The sequence below is a fragment of the Arthrobacter sp. NQ7 genome (assembly GCF_029581595.2).
Classification (GTDB): Bacteria; Actinomycetota; Actinomycetes; order Actinomycetales; family Micrococcaceae; genus Arthrobacter; species Arthrobacter phenanthrenivorans_B.
Window position 1 is genome coordinate 175582 of sequence record NZ_JARFXU020000006.1, and the last position, 16822, is coordinate 192403.

The window sequence follows — 16822 nt, forward strand, 5'->3', positions numbered from 1 at the left end:
GCCTGTGTGCTCAGCCCTTGCTGGCGCCGGCGGTGATGCCTGCGACGAAGTAGCGCTGCAGGAAGACGTAGGCCACCGCCACGGGCAGTGACGCCAGGATCACGCCGGCAAACAGGAGGGGATAGTTGGTCTGGAACTCGCCCTGGAAACTCAGCAGTGCCAGCGGCAGGGTGCGGTTGCCCGGGGTCTGGATGAACAGCAGCGGGTACAGCAGCTCGTTCCAGTGGATAACGAACAGGAAGATCGCCGCGGCGGCGATGGAGGGCGCCGACAGCGGAAGTGCGATGGAGGAGTACGTCTTCCACGGGCCGCTGCCGTCAATGGAGGAGGCCTCATAGAGCTCCTTGGGCAGGGTCCGCATGAATCCGCCCAGGATGAAGACGGCAATGGGCAACGTGGAGACCACATTGGCCAGGACCAGGCCGGCGAGGTTGTCCAGGAGGCCGAGCCTGCCGAAGAGCACGTACAGCGGCACCATGTTGGCCTGGGCCGGGATAGCCATGCCTAGGACCAGGAACCCAAAGATGGCCCACGCCATGAGCCCCTTCAGCCGGGACACCGCGTATCCGGCCAGGCTGGCCAGAAAGAGGGTGAGCGGCACCGAGATGCCGGTGACGATCACGCTGTTCATGAAGGACGAGCCCAGGTTCTGGCCGCCCACCACTTCGGCGAAGTTGTCGGGGGAGAGGGAGTGCGGCAGGCTGAACGGCCCGGCGAACAGTTCCTGGGTTGATTTGAAACTGCCGAAGGCCACCACGGTCAGCGGAACGATGATGATGACCGCGTAGATGGCCAGGATGGCGCGGCGGCTTACTGATGCGAGCATGCTGCTAGTCCCCCTTCGGGGTCAGCCGGAGCAGGCGGCGCTGGAGCCAGGTGACCAGGGCGATCATCGCCATGAAGATGATCGACTGGGCGGCGGCGTAGCCGAACTCCGAGTTGGCAAAGGTGCTGTAGATACGGGTGGACAGGATGTCCAGGGCGGCCTTGGGCGGGTTGCCCGCGATGCCGAGGATCAGGTCGAACGCCTTGAATGACTGCACGGTGGTGTAGGCCACCACGATGGACGTGGCCGGGGCCACGAATGGCCAGGTGATGGACTTGAACTGCTGCCACTTGTTGGCGCCGTCCATTTCGGCCGCCTCGTAGAGTTCCTTGGGGATGGACTGCAGGCCTGCGATGTAGACAACCATCATCTGGCCGGAGTGGAACCACACCTGGGTAACTGCCACCCAGTACAGGGCCTGGGCATCGTTGCCGAGGTAGGAGCCACCGTCCACGCCCACCGTCTTGAGGACCGTGTTGGCCAGGCCGAAGTTGGGATCGTAGATGAACTTCCAGATGAAGGCCACCGACACCGAGGAGAGGATGGTGGGGAAGAAGAACAGGGCGCGGAGCAGGATGCTGCCCCGTGAGTTCTTGGTGAGGAGCAGCGCCAGGACCAGCGAGAACGCGGTCTGGGCGATAACCACCAGCAGCACGAACTTCAGGTTGTTCGTCAGGGCGTTCGTGAACAGTGAGTCCTTGGTGAACGCCCGGACGAAGTTGTCCACGCCAACGTAGTTGAACGCCGCCGAAAAACCGTTCCAGTCGGTGATGGCGTACTGGAAGGCCTGCAGCGTGGGCATCACCAGGAAGAAGGCGACGACGGCGACGGCCGGCAGCGGGAACAGGTACAGCGCCGGATTGACCCGGGTGGGGGAGCGGCGCCGCCCCTTGGCGCCGTCGACGGCTTTCTGGTTCTCCGGTGCCTTGCGCTTGGCAGCGGTTCCGGGATGGATGCTCATAGCCGTTCATCAACAATCTTCTGGGCGGCAGCGGCTGCCTGCTCCGGGCTGGTGCCGGAGATAACGGCCGTGGCGCTGGCTTCCACCGCATTGCGGACATCCAGGTTCTGGAACTGGAAGCGGGCGGCGAGCGCCGTCTTCTTCTGCAGCCAGGGGCTCAGCCGCTTGAGGTCCGGGTTGGTGTACTCCACCTTGTCCACGGACACGTGCTGTGCGGTCTGGTTGGCGTAGTAGCCGGCGTTCTCGGGTTCGGAGAGGAAATCGATCCAGGCTGCCGCGGCGGCCTGGTTCTTGCTGGCCGAATTGACGCCCAGGATGAAGGTGGCGTTGTATGCGCCCTCGTACTTTCCGTTGCCGTCCGAGGTGGTGTTGGGGAACACCAGGTCGATGGGGAACTTGGCACCCAGCCCGCGGACGGCGGCAATATGGTACGAACCGGTGGCCAGCATGGCGGCCTTGCCCTGGGAGAACAGGTTCTGCGCCGGTTCCACGGCTGTGCCGGTGGCGTTGGGCTGAACGAAGGGTGCCAGTTCCTTGTACTGGTTGAGCATCCTGATGAACCAGTCGTCAGTGCACTTGAGCTTGCCCTGTTCAATCTGGGCGCACATGTCATCCACGGGGGCATTGTTGGCGATCATGCAGTTGAACAGCTGGCCGCCGTTTCCCACGTCCCCGCCGGGCCAGGAGATCGGGATGACCCCGGCCGAGGCAAGCTTCTCGCACATGCCCAGGAAGGCGTCCCAGTTCTTGGGGGCGATCTCCGCGCCAGCCTTGTCGAAGAGGTCCACGTTGGCCATGGGCATGGGGAAGACCACCTGGTAGGGCAGGCCCAGCTGGCTGTCGCCGCTCTGGCCCGCGGACAGCAGACCCTTCTGGTAGTTCTTCACGGCCTTGCTGTCTTTGAGTTCCGTGTAGATGCCGGCTTCGCTGAAGTTCTTGAACTGGGCGCCACGGAACGTGGCGAAGGCGTCACCGATGGAGCCGCCGCGCAGCTTCTGCAGGGCCTGGGCGTTGTAGTCGTTGGAGGTGGAGATGTCCTGGGCAACCTCCACGCCCGCGTGCTGTGCAGCGAAGCGCTTGATCAGTTCGTCGAACACGGCTTTGTCCTCGCCGCGCCAGTGGGCAAAGGACACTTTGCCGGTGACGGCTCCCGTCGAGGGGGCCGCCGGTCCGGTGGCACCTCCCGGTTTGGTGGAACCGCCGGGTCCGGCGCACGCTGCCGCAGCGGCACCGAAGCCCAGGGCTCCGAAAAGGGCGACTGCCTGCCTGCGTGAAATCTGACTCACAATAATCTCCTCGTTGAGTGTTTGCTGTGTCTTGCTTGCGTACTGCTGAAAGGGGGTGCCCGGTTATCGTGCTGTGGCGTGCCGGGAGTGCCTAGGCGTTGGTCCTTTGGGCCGACACGACGTCGTCCACAACTTCACAGAGCCGCTGCAGCCGGCGGACGGCGTCAGTGGACAAGGATTCGACGACGTCGGGGGCGCCGATGCAGGACGCCCAGACGGCGCGTCCGGAGAGGAAGCCGCTGGCACCTTCGAGGCAGGCCCACCGGACGGCGTCCGGAAAGACGTCCTCGGGTACCCCGGAGGAGAGCACCACCCAGGGGCCATCGATGGCTTTGGTCAGTTCGGCGCACGCGGTGCGGACCTGTTCCTCGGATGCCTGGCCATGGAAAGGAACCTCGGCCTTGTAGAGGTCGGCGCCCAGGCCCCCGAGTTCCTTCGCTGCCGCGAGGATTCCGGCGTTCCAGTCGAAGTCGCCGCCTGCCAGCGGCTTGCGTGAGACGGGCTCGATGATGCTGATCAGCCCCGCCGACCGGCAGCTGTCCACGAATTCACGGACCATTGAGATCCTGCCTTCTGCCGGTTCATCCGGGCGGTAGAGCACCAGGAGCTTGAGGGCCTTGACGCCCAGTGCCTTGTATTTGTGCGGGTCCACCAGCCGGTCGATGGTGACCTCGCCCACCAGCTCGCCGTGGGCGGACTCGAAGTGGTCTGCGGAGGCGATCAGGCCGCAGTTCGGGTCAACCACCCCGGCTTCGATCGCCTGGTCCAGGGCGAACTGGCGGTCGATCAGGATGCCGGAGGCATACGGAGTGAGGATTTGGGCCGCCTGCAGCTTGAAGTCGCGGAGGTCATCGTCGGTGACGGGCTGGTCCGTGTGCTCGGCGAACATGTTCCGCATTGCTTCACGCTGGTCAACGGCGAGCATGGCGAATGCGCCGGAGGGGCGTTGCAGCGGGGAAAGGTCTGTGGGTGTCATGGGCTGCTTCTTTCAGTGGTCAGTTGGACGCTGGGACAAGGTTGATGGTCTGGCGCGGGATGGCGGAGCGGCCGTCCAGCCCGCCGCAGGAAGCGGCAGCGGTGCGGCCGGCGAATGCAGCGGCGTCCACCAGGGGAAGGCCGGCCGCGACGGCTGCGAGCAGGGCGCCGTGGTACACATCGCCGGCGCCGAGGGTGGACACGATGGTGGCGGGCGTGGCGGGGACATGCACCGGCTCCCCTCCCCGTTCCAGGACCAAGGCCCCTTCAGCGCCGGCGGTCGCGACGACGGCGGAGGCGCCGTCGTCGAGCGCTTTCTGCAGAAGGGCCCCGGGGGCGAGTTCCGCGCCGTACTCTGCCTGGAGCCGTTCTATGGTGGGCACGTAAAGTGCGACGCCGCGCGGGCTGAAAGCGGGGATCGGGTTGCCCGCGTCAACGCTGATGTTGGGATGGCCGGGCTCGCGGACGGCGGTGGCCACGGCATTCCAGCCCAGGTGGTCCGTGTGGACCCAGGACGCGGACCGCAGGAGTTCGAAAAAGCGGCTGCCGGCCGGGAAACTGACCGGCGGAACCGGGCGGGTGACGATGGCCCGGCTCTCGGTGGCCCTGCTCACCACGATGACGCTGGCACCGGTTTTCACGCCTGCGTCCCGGATCACGGCGGATGTATCCACGCCCTCCGATTCAAGGCCGCTGATGATGCGCTCGCCTTCTTCGTCCGCGCCAAGCACCCCGGCAAAGGCAGCCGTGGCTCCGGCCCTGGCGGCGGCAACGGCTGCCGTTGCTGCGGGGCCGCCGCCGGCGGTTGCGAAGTCCGTGGCGACGGTGCGGCTGTCCGCGGCGGGATAGTCCTGCACCAGGGCAATGGAGTCAAGCGTGGCGCAGCCTACGAAAAGCAGGGGTCCGGTTGACGGTTGGGGCACGTTCCACCTCGTTGTAGTTCCGGCTGGTATTGAAGAAATATACACATGGCATGTTGGAAAAACAACACTTTCTGTATAGTTGTGTTTGGGATACAACGCCGCGATCCCCCTCAACGAAGAGAAACGGAGCAGCACATGTCTTTGCCTTCTGCCGAACCGGTCCGGACCATCCGGTATGGCCTCATCGGGGCAGGCCACATGGCACGCGAACACGTCAGGAACCTTGCCCTGATTCCTGGCAGCAACATCACCGCTGTCTCGGACCCGACTCCGTCGTCGCTGGAAGCCACGGTGCAGGAAATCGGCCACGACGTGCAGACTTTCGGCACCCATCACGAGCTGCTGGCCTCAGGCCTCGTGGATGCACTGGTCATCGCAAGCCCGAACGACACGCACCTGGACATCCTGAAGGACATCTTCGCCAGCGGAACCAACCTGCCCGTGCTCGTGGAGAAGCCCGTGTGCACCAGCGCGGAGCAGGCGGATGAACTCGAAGCCCTTGCTGCCACCTACCCGGCCCCCGTATGGGTGGCCATGGAATACCGCTACATGCCGCCGGTCCAGGAAGTCATCCAGGCTGCGCACAACGGCAGGCTTGGCAACATCCATATGCTCTCCATCGTCGAGCACCGATTCCCGTTCCTGCACAAGGTGGATGCCTGGAACCGCTTTGCTGAGCGGACCGGCGGCACCCTCGTGGAGAAGTGCTGCCATTTCTTCGACCTGATGCGCCTGATCCTGCAGGATGAGCCCGTCAGGGTCTATGCGAGCGGCGGCCACGACGTCAACCACATGGATGAGGTGTACGACGGCCGGGTTTCCGACATGGTGGACAACGCCTACGTGATCGTGGACTTCAAGGGCGGCCGCCGCGCCATGCTCGAACTGTCCATGTTCGCCGAAGGTTCCAAGTTCCAGGAACGGATTTCCATCGTGGGGGATGCGGCCAAGATCGAAACGCTCATCCCGGTAGCCGCCAACCACTGGATCCCCGGCGACGAGGCTGAGGCCACCGTCGAGTTCAGCCCGCGCTCGCCGCTGGGCCCCGAAAAGCACGAAGTTCCCGTGGACGAGGCCGTGCTTGCCGCAGGTGCCCACCACGGCTCCACCTACTACGAGCACCTGGGTTTCCGGAAGGCCATCCTCGGCGAAGGGCCCGTGGAGGTGACCGTCGCGGACGGACTGCAGTCGGTGCGCATGGGGCTCGCCGCAGAACGTTCTATTACGGAGGGCCGCCCCGTTGAGCTTGGCAACGCCACCGCCGGGGTACGTTCTTAACTAGATACGTGTTGGAATTGCAACATCCCGCCTGGGTCCTGCCCGGCGCGTTGGGGAGGGAGAACGGCCATGGGCACCACACACAAAGAGGCGCCGCTGACGCCCCGGCAGCAAACCATTCTCGATGAACTCGGCCGGAGGGGTTTCATTTCCACCAACGACCTGGCGGCGAGGTTCGCCGTCTCTGACATGACGGTGCGGCGGGACACCCGGGTCCTGTCCAAGCGCGGACTGGCCCGGGTGGTCCACGGCGGTGTCAGCGCCGTGGACGGCCACGGCCAGAACGCGGACTTTGCAGCGAGGGTCCGGGAGGATGCCGACGCAAAACTCCGGATGGCGCGCGCCTGCCTGTCCATGATCGGGGAACGGGATGCCATCATCCTGGACGCGGGGACCACCACCTACCAGATCGCCCAGCAGCTGCCCACGTCCTTCACGGGAACCATCATCACGCACTCCGCACCGGCCATCCAGCGCTGCCTCCAGTTGACGGCGGCGCGGACCATCTGCCTGGGCGGCGAGCTGCTGCTGGACAGCCAGGCGTTCAACGGCCCCATGACCGTCAGCGCCGCTGCTGGGCTCCGCGCCAAGACAGCCTTTATTGGCGTGACAGGAATCCATGACGAAGCGTTCTATATCGAGCGGGACGTGGAACGCGCCACTAAACTCGCGCTTATGAAATCGGCGGAACAGGTAGTGGTGGTGGCAACCCACCAGAAGATGCTGCGGTACGCACTGGCGCGGCTGGCAGCCTTCGACGCAGTCGACATCCTGGTGACGGACGCGCCGCCGCCACAGGAAATCGAGGACGCGTTGAGCGCCGCGAACGTGAAGCTGATGGTGGCCGCATGACCGGCCGCCTCCGCGTCTGCCTGCCCGGGCAGGAGCTGCTGGACGCGCTCGCTCCCATGGACGGCGTCGAGTTCGTCGTGTGGGACCTGTCCGGGCCCGCGCCGGAAGGCCGGCTGGACCTGCTGGTTCCCGGCTACATGGGCAAGCCTGCGGCGCTTGCTGCGCTGGAAGGCGTGGACGTGGGCCTGGTGCAGAGCCAGTCGATCGGGTACGACGGCGTCTCCGCGGTTCTGCCCGCAGGCGTCACCTTTGCCAACGCTGCCGGAGTCCATGAGACCTCCACCGCCGAGCTCGCGGTGGGCATGATGGTCGCCTCGCAGCGCGGCATCCCGGACTTTGTCCGGAACCAGGAAAGCGGAACCTGGGACAACAGCCCACGCCCCAGCCTGGCAGACCGGCGGGTGCTGCTGGTGGGCTACGGGGGAGTGGGCAAGGCCATCGAGGCCAGGCTGCTGCCGTTTGAAACCGAGGTTACCCGGATGGCCAGCCGTGCCCGCGAGGACGGCCGGGGACCCGTCCACGGCATCGACTCGCTGTATGAGCAGCTGCCGCTGCACGACATCGTGGTGGTCAGTGTTCCACTCGGAGAGCAGACCGAGCGGCTGGTGGACGCCAAGTTCCTTGCCGCCATGCCGGACGGAGCCCTGCTGGTCAACGTCGCCCGGGGCCCGGTGGCGGATACTGACGCGTTGCTGGCAGAGACCTCAAGCGGCCGGCTGCGGGCCGCCCTGGATGTGACCGACCCGGAACCGCTGCCGGCAGGCCACCCGCTGTGGACCACCCCCGGCGTGCTCATCACCCCGCATGTGGGCGGGGCCAGCTCGGCCATGTTCCCCAGGATAGTGCGGCTGCTCAGGAAGCAGATCGGCCTCCTGCTCGAAGGCAAGGACCCGGTGAACGTGGTCCTCCCTTAACGGCAGCGGTCCCCGCGCCTATGCTTGGCCCATGTCCTCATTTGAAGTCCGCCGCAGCGCGGTTATCCCTGCCTCCCCGGAAGAGATCTTCCCGCTGGTTAACAGCTTCCATGAGTGGACGGCCTGGTCGCCGTGGGAAACAGTCGACCCCGGCATGAGCCGCCGCTACTTCGGCAATGATTCCGGCGAAGGGGCCGGCTACGAATGGAGCGGGAACCGCAGGGCGGGCAGCGGGACCATGCAGATCACCGAGTCCGTTCCGTCCAGCTCCATCGGCATCCGGCTCGAATTCACCCGGCCCTTCAAGGCACTGAACCCCACCACGTTCACTTTTGCACCCGCGCCGGGCGGGACCGAGGTCACGTGGCGGATGACCGGCGAAAACAAGGGCCTCGGCCGGGTGTTCGCCTTGTTCATGAACATGGACAAGATGGTGGGTGCCGACTTCGAGCGCGGGCTCGCAGCCCTGGCATCCACCGTCGCGGCCAGGAAGAGCTGAGGTCCGAACGGTGGGTGTCGTGGACGACGCGCTCGCTGAGGCCAGCGACCGGGACAGGGGCTGCCTGCAGCACGTGGTCGAGCTCGCCCTGTCGCTGGCCCCCGACGCGACCGAGGGCATGAGTTACGGGATGCCCGCCTTGAAACTCGACGGCAAACCGCTCGTGGCCGCCGTGTCCACGGCAAAGCACCTCTCGATCTTCCCGTTCTCCTCCGCCGTTGTGGAGGCGGTGGCCGCACGGCTGGAGGGATACTCCCTGTCAAAGGGCACCATCCGCTTCACAGCGGACCACCCCGTTCCGGACGACGTGCTGGAGGACATCGTCCGGCTCAGGATGGCCGAAATCCGGAAGTAGGCCTCGGATCTCACGCAGGCCAGGACCACGGGGACGCCAGGTACGACGACGGCACGCACCGGCTGCCTGGCAGCCGCCCCTTGGGCGGTTGCCCGGGCGGCGGGACCAATGGTCCTTACCTGCAGGCAAGCAGGTGCCTACCCTGAACCCATGGCTGACACACTTGCAAACCTCGCAGATTCCTTTAAGAACATGGGCGTTTCCCGCGCGTACGGCGCGCCGGTGAACGTGGGCGGGGAGGAGATTGTGCCCGTGGCGCTGGTGTCCTTCGGTTTCGGCGGCGGGACGGAATCCGGTGACGGGGCATCCGGCGGCGGAGGCGGCGGCTTTGTGGTGCCCCTGGGTGTGTACAGGACGGTCAACGGCCGGGCGGCTTTCCGTCCCAACACGATTGCCACCCTTGTGTGCCTGATTCCCCTGGTGACTGCTGCCGGTGCCGCCGTGCGCAAGACCCTCCGGGCGGCCCGGAAATAAGGAGTCCGCGCTGCCCGGATGCGGCGAAAAAATCCCCTATTTCGCCGCGGAACATTCGGTTCCATAATGGCCTCGTAGACTTCGGGAACCTCCCGCCGCTGTCCTGTGCCACGGTGGATCCAGGGGTTCCAGGCGGCCGCCCCGGCAATCGGCGGGAAGGACGGCCACGAGGCCCGGCGGGGGACGGCCGGACTGTTTCAGGGGGAGAGCAACGCCACCAAGCACAAGGAGATTCGTCATGCTCAAAGATATGGAAGTCATGGCTGTGCTGCCGGCCAAGGACATCGACAGGGCGCGGGAGTTTTACCGGGACAAGCTGGGGTTTGAGCCCGAGCGGACGATGGCCGACGGCGGCCTTGTCTACCGGTGCGGGAAGGGGACATCGTTCCTGATCTACCAGACGGACAACGCCGGTTCGGCCAAAAACACGCAAATCGGCTGGGCCACCGATGACGTCCAGCGGGACGTGGATGAACTGCGCGCCCGGGGCGTGGTTTTCGAGGACTACGACATGCCCGGGTTGAAGACCGAAAACGGCATCGCAACGATGGAAGGTTACGGCCAGGCGGCCTGGTTCCTGGACAGTGAGGGAAACATCCTGAACATTTCCTCGATTCCGTCTTGACCGTCGCGGCCTGCAGACGCAGGCTCTGGAGAACAAGGACGACGCCGGCACCCACCGCCCAAGGCACCCCTCACCCGGGTGCTCTGCAGCGGCGGGCCGGCGCCGCCGTCGTAAGTGTCCAAACCGAAAGGCAAAGGATGGGCGTGGAGAAGGCGGAGCAGGAGACGAAGGGAGTCACCGTCGAATTGCTGGCGACGGTGGACCTCGCGGGCGAGATCGACGGCATGGAGGGCCGGCAACTGCGGATGCGGATGGTGACCATCGAACCCGGCGGAGTGTTCGGGCCCCTTCACGACCATGCAGGGCGCCCCGGAACGGTGTACATCCTGCAGGGGACCATCACGGACCACCGTGACGGCGTGGCCACGGACTACGGGCCCGGGGTGGGCTGGCCGGAGGACCGGCACACCAACCACTGGTTGGAGAACCGTGGCCCGGTCGCGGCCGTGGAGATTTCGGTGGACATTGTCACTGGCCCGTAGCCGCCCGTGACCGTTTCTTTCACACCGCCGGCTCGCGCCTGCCCAGCGCGATTCGGAGCACACCCCGGAGGGTGAGCCGGTTCCGCCTGGTGACGGCGATGACGGCCGTCACCCCGGCCAGCAGCACCACAGCGCCGCCGGCGGCAACCGCCCAGCGGGCACCGAACTCGCTGCCGATCCATCCGACCAGGGGCGAGCCGACGGCCGTCCCGCCCTGCAGGATGGCAAGGTACAGGGCCAGTACGCGGCCGCGGAACTGCGGCTCCACGGAGAGCTGGATGCTGGTGTTGCAGCTGTTGAGGAACGTGATGGAGGCCAGGCCCACCGGAACCAGGATCGCGGCGTAGGCCCAGAACGTGGGCGCGATGCTGCCCAGGACTGTGAAGATTCCAAGCCCCAGGGCCCCGCCCAGCAGGAACCTGAGCCGCGGTCCGGAGCGGCGTGCGGCCAGGAGGGCACCTGCCAGCGTGCCCACCGCCATGATCGAGCCCAGGAGCCCGAATTCGCTGGGTCCCATCCTGAACTCGGTGGTTGCCATCAGCGAGTTGATGACAGGGAAGTTCATGCCAAACGCGCCCAAGATGCCCACCAGGACCATGATCAGCATCAGGTCCGGCCGGCGTCGGACGTAGCGGATGCCTTCAGCCACCTGGTGCTTGCTCCGGTCACCTTTCGCCGCCGGGGCGGGCTGGGTGATGCGGATCCGGAAGAGCGAGACCAGGACGGCGGCGAAGCTCGCGGCATTGAGCAGGAACACCGGACCGGTCCCCACCCATGCGATAAGGACGCCGGCGATGGCGGGGCCGGTGAGGCGGGCGGTGTTGAAGGAGGCGGAGTTCAGCGCCACTGCGTTGGAGATGTTGTCCTGGCCCACCAGTTCGGACACGAATGCCTGCCGTGCGGGGGCATCAACGGCGCTGGCCACCCCGAGGCAGAACGCGGCCACGTAGGCATGCCACAGCTGGGCGGTGCCGGTGACCACCAGCAGGCCGATGGCCAGTCCCGTGAAACCCATGGCCAGCTGCGTCCACATGAGGATGATCCGCTTCCGGTAGCGGTCCGCGAGCACACCGCCATAGGGGCCGAACAGCAGCATGGGCAGGAACTGCAGCCCCGTCGTAAGTCCGACGGCGGCACCTGAGTGATCGGTGAGGACGGTCAACACCAGCCAGTCCTGGGCAACGCGCTGCATCCAGGTGCCGATATTGGAGACGATCGCGCCGCCGGCCCAGATGCGGTAGTTGGGGTTCTCGAGGGCCCGGAACATCGCGCTCATTTGCCGCTCATTTCCTGCATGATGCGGGCCGCCTGGCTCAGGATGAGGCGGTCTTCGCCGCTGAGCCCGGCAACACGGTGGGCCAGCCAGGCGGTGCGCTGGCTCCGGGCCTCGGCCAGAACCTGCCTGCCGGCATCGGTGATGTCCACGCGGACCTGCCGGCCGTCGTCGGGATGTGCGGACCTGGTAACGAACCCCTGGTCGGCCAGGGCGTTGACGATCCTGGTCATGGACGGCGCCTGCACGTGCTCACTCTCGGCGAGCGCGCGCAGGGTACTGGGGCCGCTGCCGTTGAGCAGGGCCAGGACGGTGTACTGCCCCGGGGTGATGACGTCGCCGGTGGCCTCGACGCGGAGCCGGCGTGAGGTGCGCATGACGGCGGTCCGAAGGTCGATGGCCAGGGCATCAGGTGCGGTGGGGTCTGCGGTTGCCGGGTTTTTGGCTTGGGTAGGGGACATATAGTCGGGTGCGCCTCCTGCTGGCGGTCCTTAGCAATGCTAATTAGTTCTGCTAACTATTATGTGCCCGCATGGTTGCTTGTGGCAACGGTTGCGGGTGTGGGTTTCGCGACAGCTCCGGCACAATGGGAGCCGTGACTGGGCGCAGAATTGACGGAAATCGTAAACCCTGGCTGTCGTGGAAGGGGAAACTGAACCTGGCAGTGACAGTCCTGGTCCTTTGCCTGGGGCCGCTGATGATTGGCGTGGGCAGCTTCATGATCAACGCTGATGAAGAGCTTGCACGGATTGGAGCGCAGGCCCCCGGAACGATCGTCCACTTCGAGGACGTCACCAAGGCTTCGGAGCGCAGGATCAGGGTGGACTACACGGCCGCGGATGGGGTGCCCCGCAAGACGTTCGCTGCGGTGGACCACGACCAGCATCCCGTGGTGGGCAGCAGCGTTACCGTCATCTATGCCGAAAATGATCCGGGGCGGGCCATTGTGCCCGGCTATGAGAGTGACGGTGTGTGGGTCCGCGGCGTGGGCGTGGTCCTGACTGCCATATTCGGCGTGATGGGCCTCCTCCTGGTCGCACTGGTTGGCAGCGCCGTTCTGCGCGCCAAGTCCCGGGCGCGTCGACCGCAACAGGCGGTGTAGCAGAGCCTGGTCGCGGCCCCTGGTCTATCCGCTCCAGCCCGACGGGCGTAGGCTTTGCGCACCATGACTGAACAGCAGCCCTATGAGTTGGTCCGACGTTATCCGCACTTCGAGCTGCGCCGGTATCCGGACTATGCGGTGGCCGAAGTGACGGTGGCGGCCGATTTTGACCGCGCGGGCAACGCCGCCTTCCGGTATCTCTTCAACTACATCAGCGGCAACAACACGGCACGCCAAAAGCTCGCCATGACCGCGCCCGTGATCCAGGAACAGGGGCCACAGAAGCTGGCCATGACCACCCCGGTGCTGCAAACCGGGCCCACCCCCGGCGCCGGGAAGCCTGGTGAGTATTCGGTAGCTTTCGTCCTGCCGGCCGGCGTTACGGCTGACGATGCCCCGGTGCCCACCGATCCGAAGGTCAAGGTGCGGGCCGTGCCGGGTTCCCTTGCCGCGGTGCTGCGCTTTTCCGGCAGCGGTTCCGCGTCCGCTTTCGAGCGGCGCAATGCAGGGCTGCAGGCAGCGCTCACCCTGGCCGGCCTCACCCCGGTGGGTCCGCCCCGGTTCGCCCGCTTCGATCCGCCGTTCAAGCCCTGGTTCCTGCGCCGTAACGAAGTAGTCCAGGACGTGCAGGAGCCCCAGTCGGGTGAGGCAACGCCCCGTTCCTGAGCGGATCTAGCTCTACTGCGCGCCCTACGACGTGTGCGCGTCCCGGACAGCAGGGGGAGTCTGGCCCTGCATGACCCAGCGGTTGCCGTCGGGGTCGCTGAAGTAAGCGAACAGGACACCGCCCAAGTCCTGGACCTCGCTGATGTCCGCGCCGCGCCGGAGCAGCTCGGTGCGGACCTCGGTGATATCCGGAACCACCAACTGCAGTCCCTCCAGGCTGCCCGGCACCATGCTGGTCATTCCAGTACCGATCACCACCGACGCTGCCGAACCCGGGGGAGTCAGCTGGACCACGCGCATCCCCGGGATGTGCTCCACATCGTGGTCCAGGACGAAGCCCAGCTTTTCCATATAGAAGGCTTTGGCGGTATCGACATCGGACACCGGGACCTGGACAACCTCAAGGCGCATCTGCATGCGGGCCACTCTATCTGCGGCCGGGAGGGGTGGGAACAGGAGTCCGCTGCTGCCGGATCTGAAATGTGAAGGCGGCCCCTGCAATTGCTACGAGCCTGATCAAGAAAAGCTCAAGACTGGCTGAAGGTTTGCTGAGGAACAGGAGACTTCCCGTTCCCGCGCTTTGGCGCGTCATAGGCTCAGGCCCGATGACTTTGCCAGGGTTCAGCAGCGGGCCCGGCACATTCCGGGCCTGCTTCCCGCGGCCCTCACAAATGGGGAAACAATGTCCGACTACCGGACCCGTCCAGGGTTCAACCATCCCGCTGCTCCGCCGACGCCGCGGAAACCTCGCGCTTCAACCTTCGTCGTTGGGATTCTCACCGCCCTGTTCATGCTCCTGGGAGCTTTGAGTAGCGGTATCGGCGGCGCCCTGATTTTCCTGGGCATCTCGGCCGCGCTTACCGGCCTGTACGTCCTCCTTACCGGGCGCCGCTCCTGGGCGTGGCTGCCGGCCAAACGCAAGGCAGGCGCCGTCGTGATAGCCGCCTCCCTGGCGCTTTTCATCGGTGCTGCAGCAGCGCTGCCCCGTCTGGCCAGCGCTGACCTCGAGGCGGCCTCCTCGGAGGGCAAAGCCGCAGCCGCCGCAGCGAGCCCAACCGCCACAGCCAAACCGACGCCGTCGTCCTCGCCTTCTCCCACGCCCACGGCCCAGGAGACCGGGGAGCCCCTGGACCCGGACAATACGTACGCCCTTGCTGCCGGCGTCACCGCTACGGCACCCAACGCACAACCGGCCTACGCCACCAAGGCCATCGACCTGCTGGCCACCCTTCCCATCAAGGGCCGTGCGCCGAAGACAGGGTATGACCGTGCGCAGTTCGGCCAAGCGTGGGCAGACGTGGACCGGAACGGCTGCGACACCCGCAACGACATCCTCAAGCGGGACCTGACCGGCATCACATACACGAACAGCGTGCCGTGCAAGGTTCAGTCGGGGACCTTGGCGGATCCCTACACGGGCACCAGCATCAACTTTGTCCGCGGAGCGGCCACCAGCACCGCCGTGCAGATCGACCACGTGGTGGCGCTGAGCGATGCCTGGCAAAAGGGCGCACAGCAGTTGACGCTGGAGCAGCGGACGGCGCTGGCAAATGATCCGCTGAACCTTCAGGCGACGGATGGGCCCACCAACCAGCAGAAGGGCGACGGCGACGCGGCCACCTGGTTGCCGCCGAACAAGGGCTTCCGCTGCGAGTATGTGGCACGCCAGATCTCCGTGAAAGCCACCTATGGACTCTGGGTAACGCAGGCAGAGCACGACGCGATGGCCCGGATCCTTGGCGACTGCAGCGGGCAGTTGGCGCCGACCAACCAGCAGGCTCCCGTGGCTCCCGTCGCTCCGGCTCCGGTCGCTCCGGCTCCGGCACCTGCTGCCGTTGCACCGGCGCCCGCTCCGGCTGCCCCGGCCGCCGCACCTGTTGCACCGGCTCCTGCTCCCGTTGCGCCGGCTCCGGCGCCTGCCGCCGTCTACTACGCCAACTGCACGGCGGCGAGGGCGGCCGGAGCCGCTCCTCTCTACGCCGGCCAGGCAGGGTACCGCCCTGCCCTGGACCGGGACTCCGACGGCATCGCCTGCGAGTAGGCACCGTCCTGCCCGGACAGTCCGGGACCACTTTTTACCACCATCAGATACATACCCAGGGGGAAAAATGAACGAAAGCACCATTCCAGCGACGGGCAGGATGAAGGCATCACTGGCCCTGATTGTGCTGGCCGGCCTCATGCTGACAGGTTGCGGGGGCAAGCAGGGAGCCGCTCAGGCCACACCCGCGGCAGCTGCAACCGCAACCGCTGTGGCGCAGACGACGGAAAACGTCACGGTTCCGGCTGTCGTGAACCTGACGTTGGACAAGGCCACGGATCAGCTCGAAAAGCTCGGGTTCAAGGTTGACGCCACGGATACCGTCCACGGCAAGTCGATCATGGTCAAGAGCAACTGGCAGGTGACCACGCAGGACCCAGGCAGCGGCGCGCAGGCGGCCAAGGGTTCCACGGTGCACCTCGGTGTGAAGAACCTCGATGACGTGGCTGCGGAGAAGGCAGCCGCTGACAAGGCGGCGGCCGAAAAGGCTGCGGCAGAGCAGGCGGCTGCGGCAGCGAAGGCGGCCACCGACAAGGCGGCAGCGGACAAGGCCGCGGCTGACCAAGCTGCGGCTGCCAAAGCGGCAGCGGACCAGGCTGCTGCCGCGGCAGCCCAGAATGCAGCCCAGGCTCCGGCGCCTGCGCCAGTGGCCGTTCCTGCAGCGCCCGCACCGGCGCCTGCCGCTTACTACGCCAACTGCAGTGCGGCGAGGGCGGCCGGCGCAGCACCGCTGTACAGGGGTCAGCCCGGTTACAGTTCCGCTTTGGACCGTGACGGCGATGGAGTTGCCTGCGAGCGTTAGGACGCACAGGCAGTTCTAGAACAAGCCGGGGGCCCTCCTCTTTGAGAAGGCCCCCGGCTTGTTCTGTAAGAACGCCTGGCTGCCAGGCTCGCTGGTGTGCCGGAGACCACATGAAGAAATTACGACGACGGATGGCCGCCAAGGTGCATGACTGGCCCCTTCTTCCGCGGAATTCCGGGGATTTCCCCCACCTGGATCCCCGGTTTGCGATGGGCCGGGTGTGCGTGTATTGTTTTCTGAGTCGCCGCGGGGGAGACAGTGAAGAACTGTTTACCGGGTGGCCAAAACCCCCAATTCAAAGCCAGGTTCTGGTTGCTCTTTAGGGCGCTGGGAATCGGTGTGGGGCGGTCTTCTGTTCGATGTGGGTCCTGTGATGATGGATTTGCTTCGGGGTGGGGGATCGGGTAAGTTTGAAAAGTTGCTCCGGAGCGATCCTGAACGTTGGTTTGGGTGGTGCCGGGTGTGTCTGTTGTTTGAGAACTCAATAG

21 protein-coding genes are annotated in these 16822 nt (G+C 65.9%); 13 read left to right on the forward strand and 8 right to left on the reverse strand.

The genetic code is table 11. From position 1 onward, the window contains the following. Positions 1 to 10: 10 nt before the first annotated feature. From PUN71_RS09530 to PUN71_RS09550, 5 genes are all read right to left on the reverse strand, one after another. Positions 11 to 826, reverse strand: coding sequence for a carbohydrate ABC transporter permease (locus tag PUN71_RS09530; protein ID WP_277798193.1), 816 nt, complete (start codon positions 824 to 826; stop codon positions 11 to 13). Between the two features lie 4 nt (positions 827 to 830). Beyond that, the gene (locus tag PUN71_RS09535) at positions 831 to 1787 is read right to left on the reverse strand and encodes a carbohydrate ABC transporter permease (RefSeq protein WP_043451668.1); all 957 of its coding nucleotides are present in this window, start codon (positions 1785 to 1787) and stop codon (positions 831 to 833) included. After that, a complete protein-coding gene (locus PUN71_RS09540) occupies positions 1784 to 3073 on the reverse strand; it encodes an ABC transporter substrate-binding protein (protein ID WP_277798194.1) in 1290 nt (429 codons plus the stop codon). Before PUN71_RS09540 ends, PUN71_RS09535 begins: the two co-directional genes overlap by 4 nt. 91 nt (positions 3074 to 3164) lie before the next feature. Beyond that, positions 3165 to 4049, reverse strand: a complete 885-nt coding sequence (locus tag PUN71_RS09545; protein ID WP_277798195.1) for an aldolase — start codon at positions 4047 to 4049, stop codon at positions 3165 to 3167. 19 nt (positions 4050 to 4068) lie between these two features. Then, entirely contained in the window at positions 4069 to 4971 is a 903-nt protein-coding gene (locus PUN71_RS09550) for a carbohydrate kinase family protein (protein WP_277798196.1), read from the reverse strand. 135 nt (positions 4972 to 5106) lie between these two features. On the opposite strand from PUN71_RS09550, the gene PUN71_RS09555 reads away from it, so the two are divergent. From PUN71_RS09555 to PUN71_RS09590, 8 genes are all read left to right on the forward strand, one after another. Further along, complete coding sequence (locus PUN71_RS09555; protein ID WP_277798197.1) at positions 5107 to 6249, forward strand: Gfo/Idh/MocA family protein; 1143 nt, start codon at positions 5107 to 5109, stop codon at positions 6247 to 6249. A gap of 69 nt (positions 6250 to 6318) precedes the next feature. Beyond that, entirely contained in the window at positions 6319 to 7101 is a 783-nt protein-coding gene (locus PUN71_RS09560; RefSeq protein ID WP_277798198.1) for a DeoR/GlpR family DNA-binding transcription regulator, read from the forward strand. After that, entirely contained in the window at positions 7098 to 8015 is a 918-nt protein-coding gene (locus PUN71_RS09565) for a 2-hydroxyacid dehydrogenase (RefSeq protein ID WP_277798199.1), read from the forward strand. The genes PUN71_RS09560 and PUN71_RS09565 overlap by 4 nt, the downstream gene beginning before the upstream one ends. 31 nt (positions 8016 to 8046) lie before the next feature. Next, complete coding sequence (locus PUN71_RS09570) at positions 8047 to 8514, forward strand: SRPBCC family protein (RefSeq protein ID WP_043451682.1); 468 nt, start codon at positions 8047 to 8049, stop codon at positions 8512 to 8514. Positions 8515 to 8524: 10 nt separating this feature from the next. Further along, on the forward strand, positions 8525 to 8869 hold the full coding sequence (locus PUN71_RS09575) for an iron chaperone (protein ID WP_277798200.1): 345 nt from the start codon (positions 8525 to 8527) through the stop codon (positions 8867 to 8869). Positions 8870 to 9019: 150 nt separating this feature from the next. Next, entirely contained in the window at positions 9020 to 9343 is a 324-nt protein-coding gene (locus tag PUN71_RS09580; RefSeq protein WP_277798201.1) for a hypothetical protein, read from the forward strand. Positions 9344 to 9581: 238 nt separating this feature from the next. Beyond that, entirely contained in the window at positions 9582 to 9968 is a 387-nt protein-coding gene (locus PUN71_RS09585; RefSeq protein ID WP_043451687.1) for a VOC family protein, read from the forward strand. A gap of 137 nt (positions 9969 to 10105) precedes the next feature. Continuing rightward, a complete protein-coding gene (locus PUN71_RS09590) occupies positions 10106 to 10450 on the forward strand; it encodes a cupin domain-containing protein (protein ID WP_277798202.1) in 345 nt (114 codons plus the stop codon). A 19-nt stretch (positions 10451 to 10469) separates the two neighbouring features. Here PUN71_RS09590 and PUN71_RS09595 read toward each other — a convergent pair whose 3' ends face one another. After that, complete coding sequence (locus tag PUN71_RS09595) at positions 10470 to 11726, reverse strand: MFS transporter (RefSeq protein WP_277798203.1); 1257 nt, start codon at positions 11724 to 11726, stop codon at positions 10470 to 10472. After that, a complete protein-coding gene (locus PUN71_RS09600) occupies positions 11723 to 12184 on the reverse strand; it encodes a MarR family winged helix-turn-helix transcriptional regulator (RefSeq protein WP_043451694.1) in 462 nt (153 codons plus the stop codon). Before PUN71_RS09600 ends, PUN71_RS09595 begins: the two co-directional genes overlap by 4 nt. A gap of 203 nt (positions 12185 to 12387) precedes the next feature. Between PUN71_RS09600 and PUN71_RS09605 the strand changes: the two genes are divergently transcribed. Both PUN71_RS09605 and PUN71_RS09610 read left to right on the forward strand, forming a co-directional pair. Further along, positions 12388 to 12825, forward strand: coding sequence for a DUF3592 domain-containing protein (locus tag PUN71_RS09605; protein WP_277798204.1), 438 nt, complete (start codon positions 12388 to 12390; stop codon positions 12823 to 12825). Between the two features lie 63 nt (positions 12826 to 12888). After that, a complete protein-coding gene (locus PUN71_RS09610) occupies positions 12889 to 13491 on the forward strand; it encodes an SOUL family heme-binding protein (protein ID WP_043451697.1) in 603 nt (200 codons plus the stop codon). Positions 13492 to 13515: 24 nt separating this feature from the next. Here the strand turns inward: PUN71_RS09610 and PUN71_RS09615 are convergent, their stop codons facing one another. Then, complete coding sequence (locus PUN71_RS09615; RefSeq protein WP_277798205.1) at positions 13516 to 13908, reverse strand: VOC family protein; 393 nt, start codon at positions 13906 to 13908, stop codon at positions 13516 to 13518. 265 nt (positions 13909 to 14173) lie between these two features. Between PUN71_RS09615 and PUN71_RS09620 the strand changes: the two genes are divergently transcribed. From PUN71_RS09620 to PUN71_RS09630, 3 genes are all read left to right on the forward strand, one after another. Next, positions 14174 to 15532, forward strand: coding sequence for a GmrSD restriction endonuclease domain-containing protein (locus PUN71_RS09620; RefSeq protein ID WP_277798206.1), 1359 nt, complete (start codon positions 14174 to 14176; stop codon positions 15530 to 15532). Positions 15533 to 15599: 67 nt separating this feature from the next. Next, positions 15600 to 16334, forward strand: a complete 735-nt coding sequence (locus PUN71_RS09625; RefSeq protein WP_277798207.1) for an excalibur calcium-binding domain-containing protein — start codon at positions 15600 to 15602, stop codon at positions 16332 to 16334. Positions 16335 to 16611: 277 nt separating this feature from the next. Continuing rightward, positions 16612 to 16822: hypothetical protein (locus PUN71_RS09630; protein WP_277798208.1), on the forward strand; the 211-nt coding region annotated here is incomplete at its 3' end.

Coding starts and splice junctions, on each gene's coding strand:
- PUN71_RS09530 (WP_277798193.1), bottom strand. CDS start 826: ATGCTCGCATCAGTAAGCCGCCGCGCCATCCTGGCCATCTACGCGGTC.
- PUN71_RS09535 (WP_043451668.1), bottom strand. CDS start 1,787: ATGAGCATCCATCCCGGAACCGCTGCCAAGCGCAAGGCACCGGAGAAC.
- PUN71_RS09545 (WP_277798195.1), bottom strand. CDS start 4,049: ATGACACCCACAGACCTTTCCCCGCTGCAACGCCCCTCCGGCGCATTC.
- PUN71_RS09555 (WP_277798197.1), top strand. CDS start 5,107: ATGTCTTTGCCTTCTGCCGAACCGGTCCGGACCATCCGGTATGGCCTC.
- PUN71_RS09560 (WP_277798198.1), top strand. CDS start 6,319: ATGGGCACCACACACAAAGAGGCGCCGCTGACGCCCCGGCAGCAAACC.
- PUN71_RS09565 (WP_277798199.1), top strand. CDS start 7,098: ATGACCGGCCGCCTCCGCGTCTGCCTGCCCGGGCAGGAGCTGCTGGAC.
- PUN71_RS09570 (WP_043451682.1), top strand. CDS start 8,047: ATGTCCTCATTTGAAGTCCGCCGCAGCGCGGTTATCCCTGCCTCCCCG.
- PUN71_RS09580 (WP_277798201.1), top strand. CDS start 9,020: ATGGCTGACACACTTGCAAACCTCGCAGATTCCTTTAAGAACATGGGC.
- PUN71_RS09585 (WP_043451687.1), top strand. CDS start 9,582: ATGCTCAAAGATATGGAAGTCATGGCTGTGCTGCCGGCCAAGGACATC.
- PUN71_RS09590 (WP_277798202.1), top strand. CDS start 10,106: ATGGGCGTGGAGAAGGCGGAGCAGGAGACGAAGGGAGTCACCGTCGAA.
- PUN71_RS09595 (WP_277798203.1), bottom strand. CDS start 11,726: ATGAGCGCGATGTTCCGGGCCCTCGAGAACCCCAACTACCGCATCTGG.
- PUN71_RS09600 (WP_043451694.1), bottom strand. CDS start 12,184: ATGTCCCCTACCCAAGCCAAAAACCCGGCAACCGCAGACCCCACCGCA.
- PUN71_RS09610 (WP_043451697.1), top strand. CDS start 12,889: ATGACTGAACAGCAGCCCTATGAGTTGGTCCGACGTTATCCGCACTTC.
- PUN71_RS09615 (WP_277798205.1), bottom strand. CDS start 13,908: ATGCAGATGCGCCTTGAGGTTGTCCAGGTCCCGGTGTCCGATGTCGAT.
- PUN71_RS09620 (WP_277798206.1), top strand. CDS start 14,174: ATGTCCGACTACCGGACCCGTCCAGGGTTCAACCATCCCGCTGCTCCG.
- PUN71_RS09625 (WP_277798207.1), top strand. CDS start 15,600: ATGAACGAAAGCACCATTCCAGCGACGGGCAGGATGAAGGCATCACTG.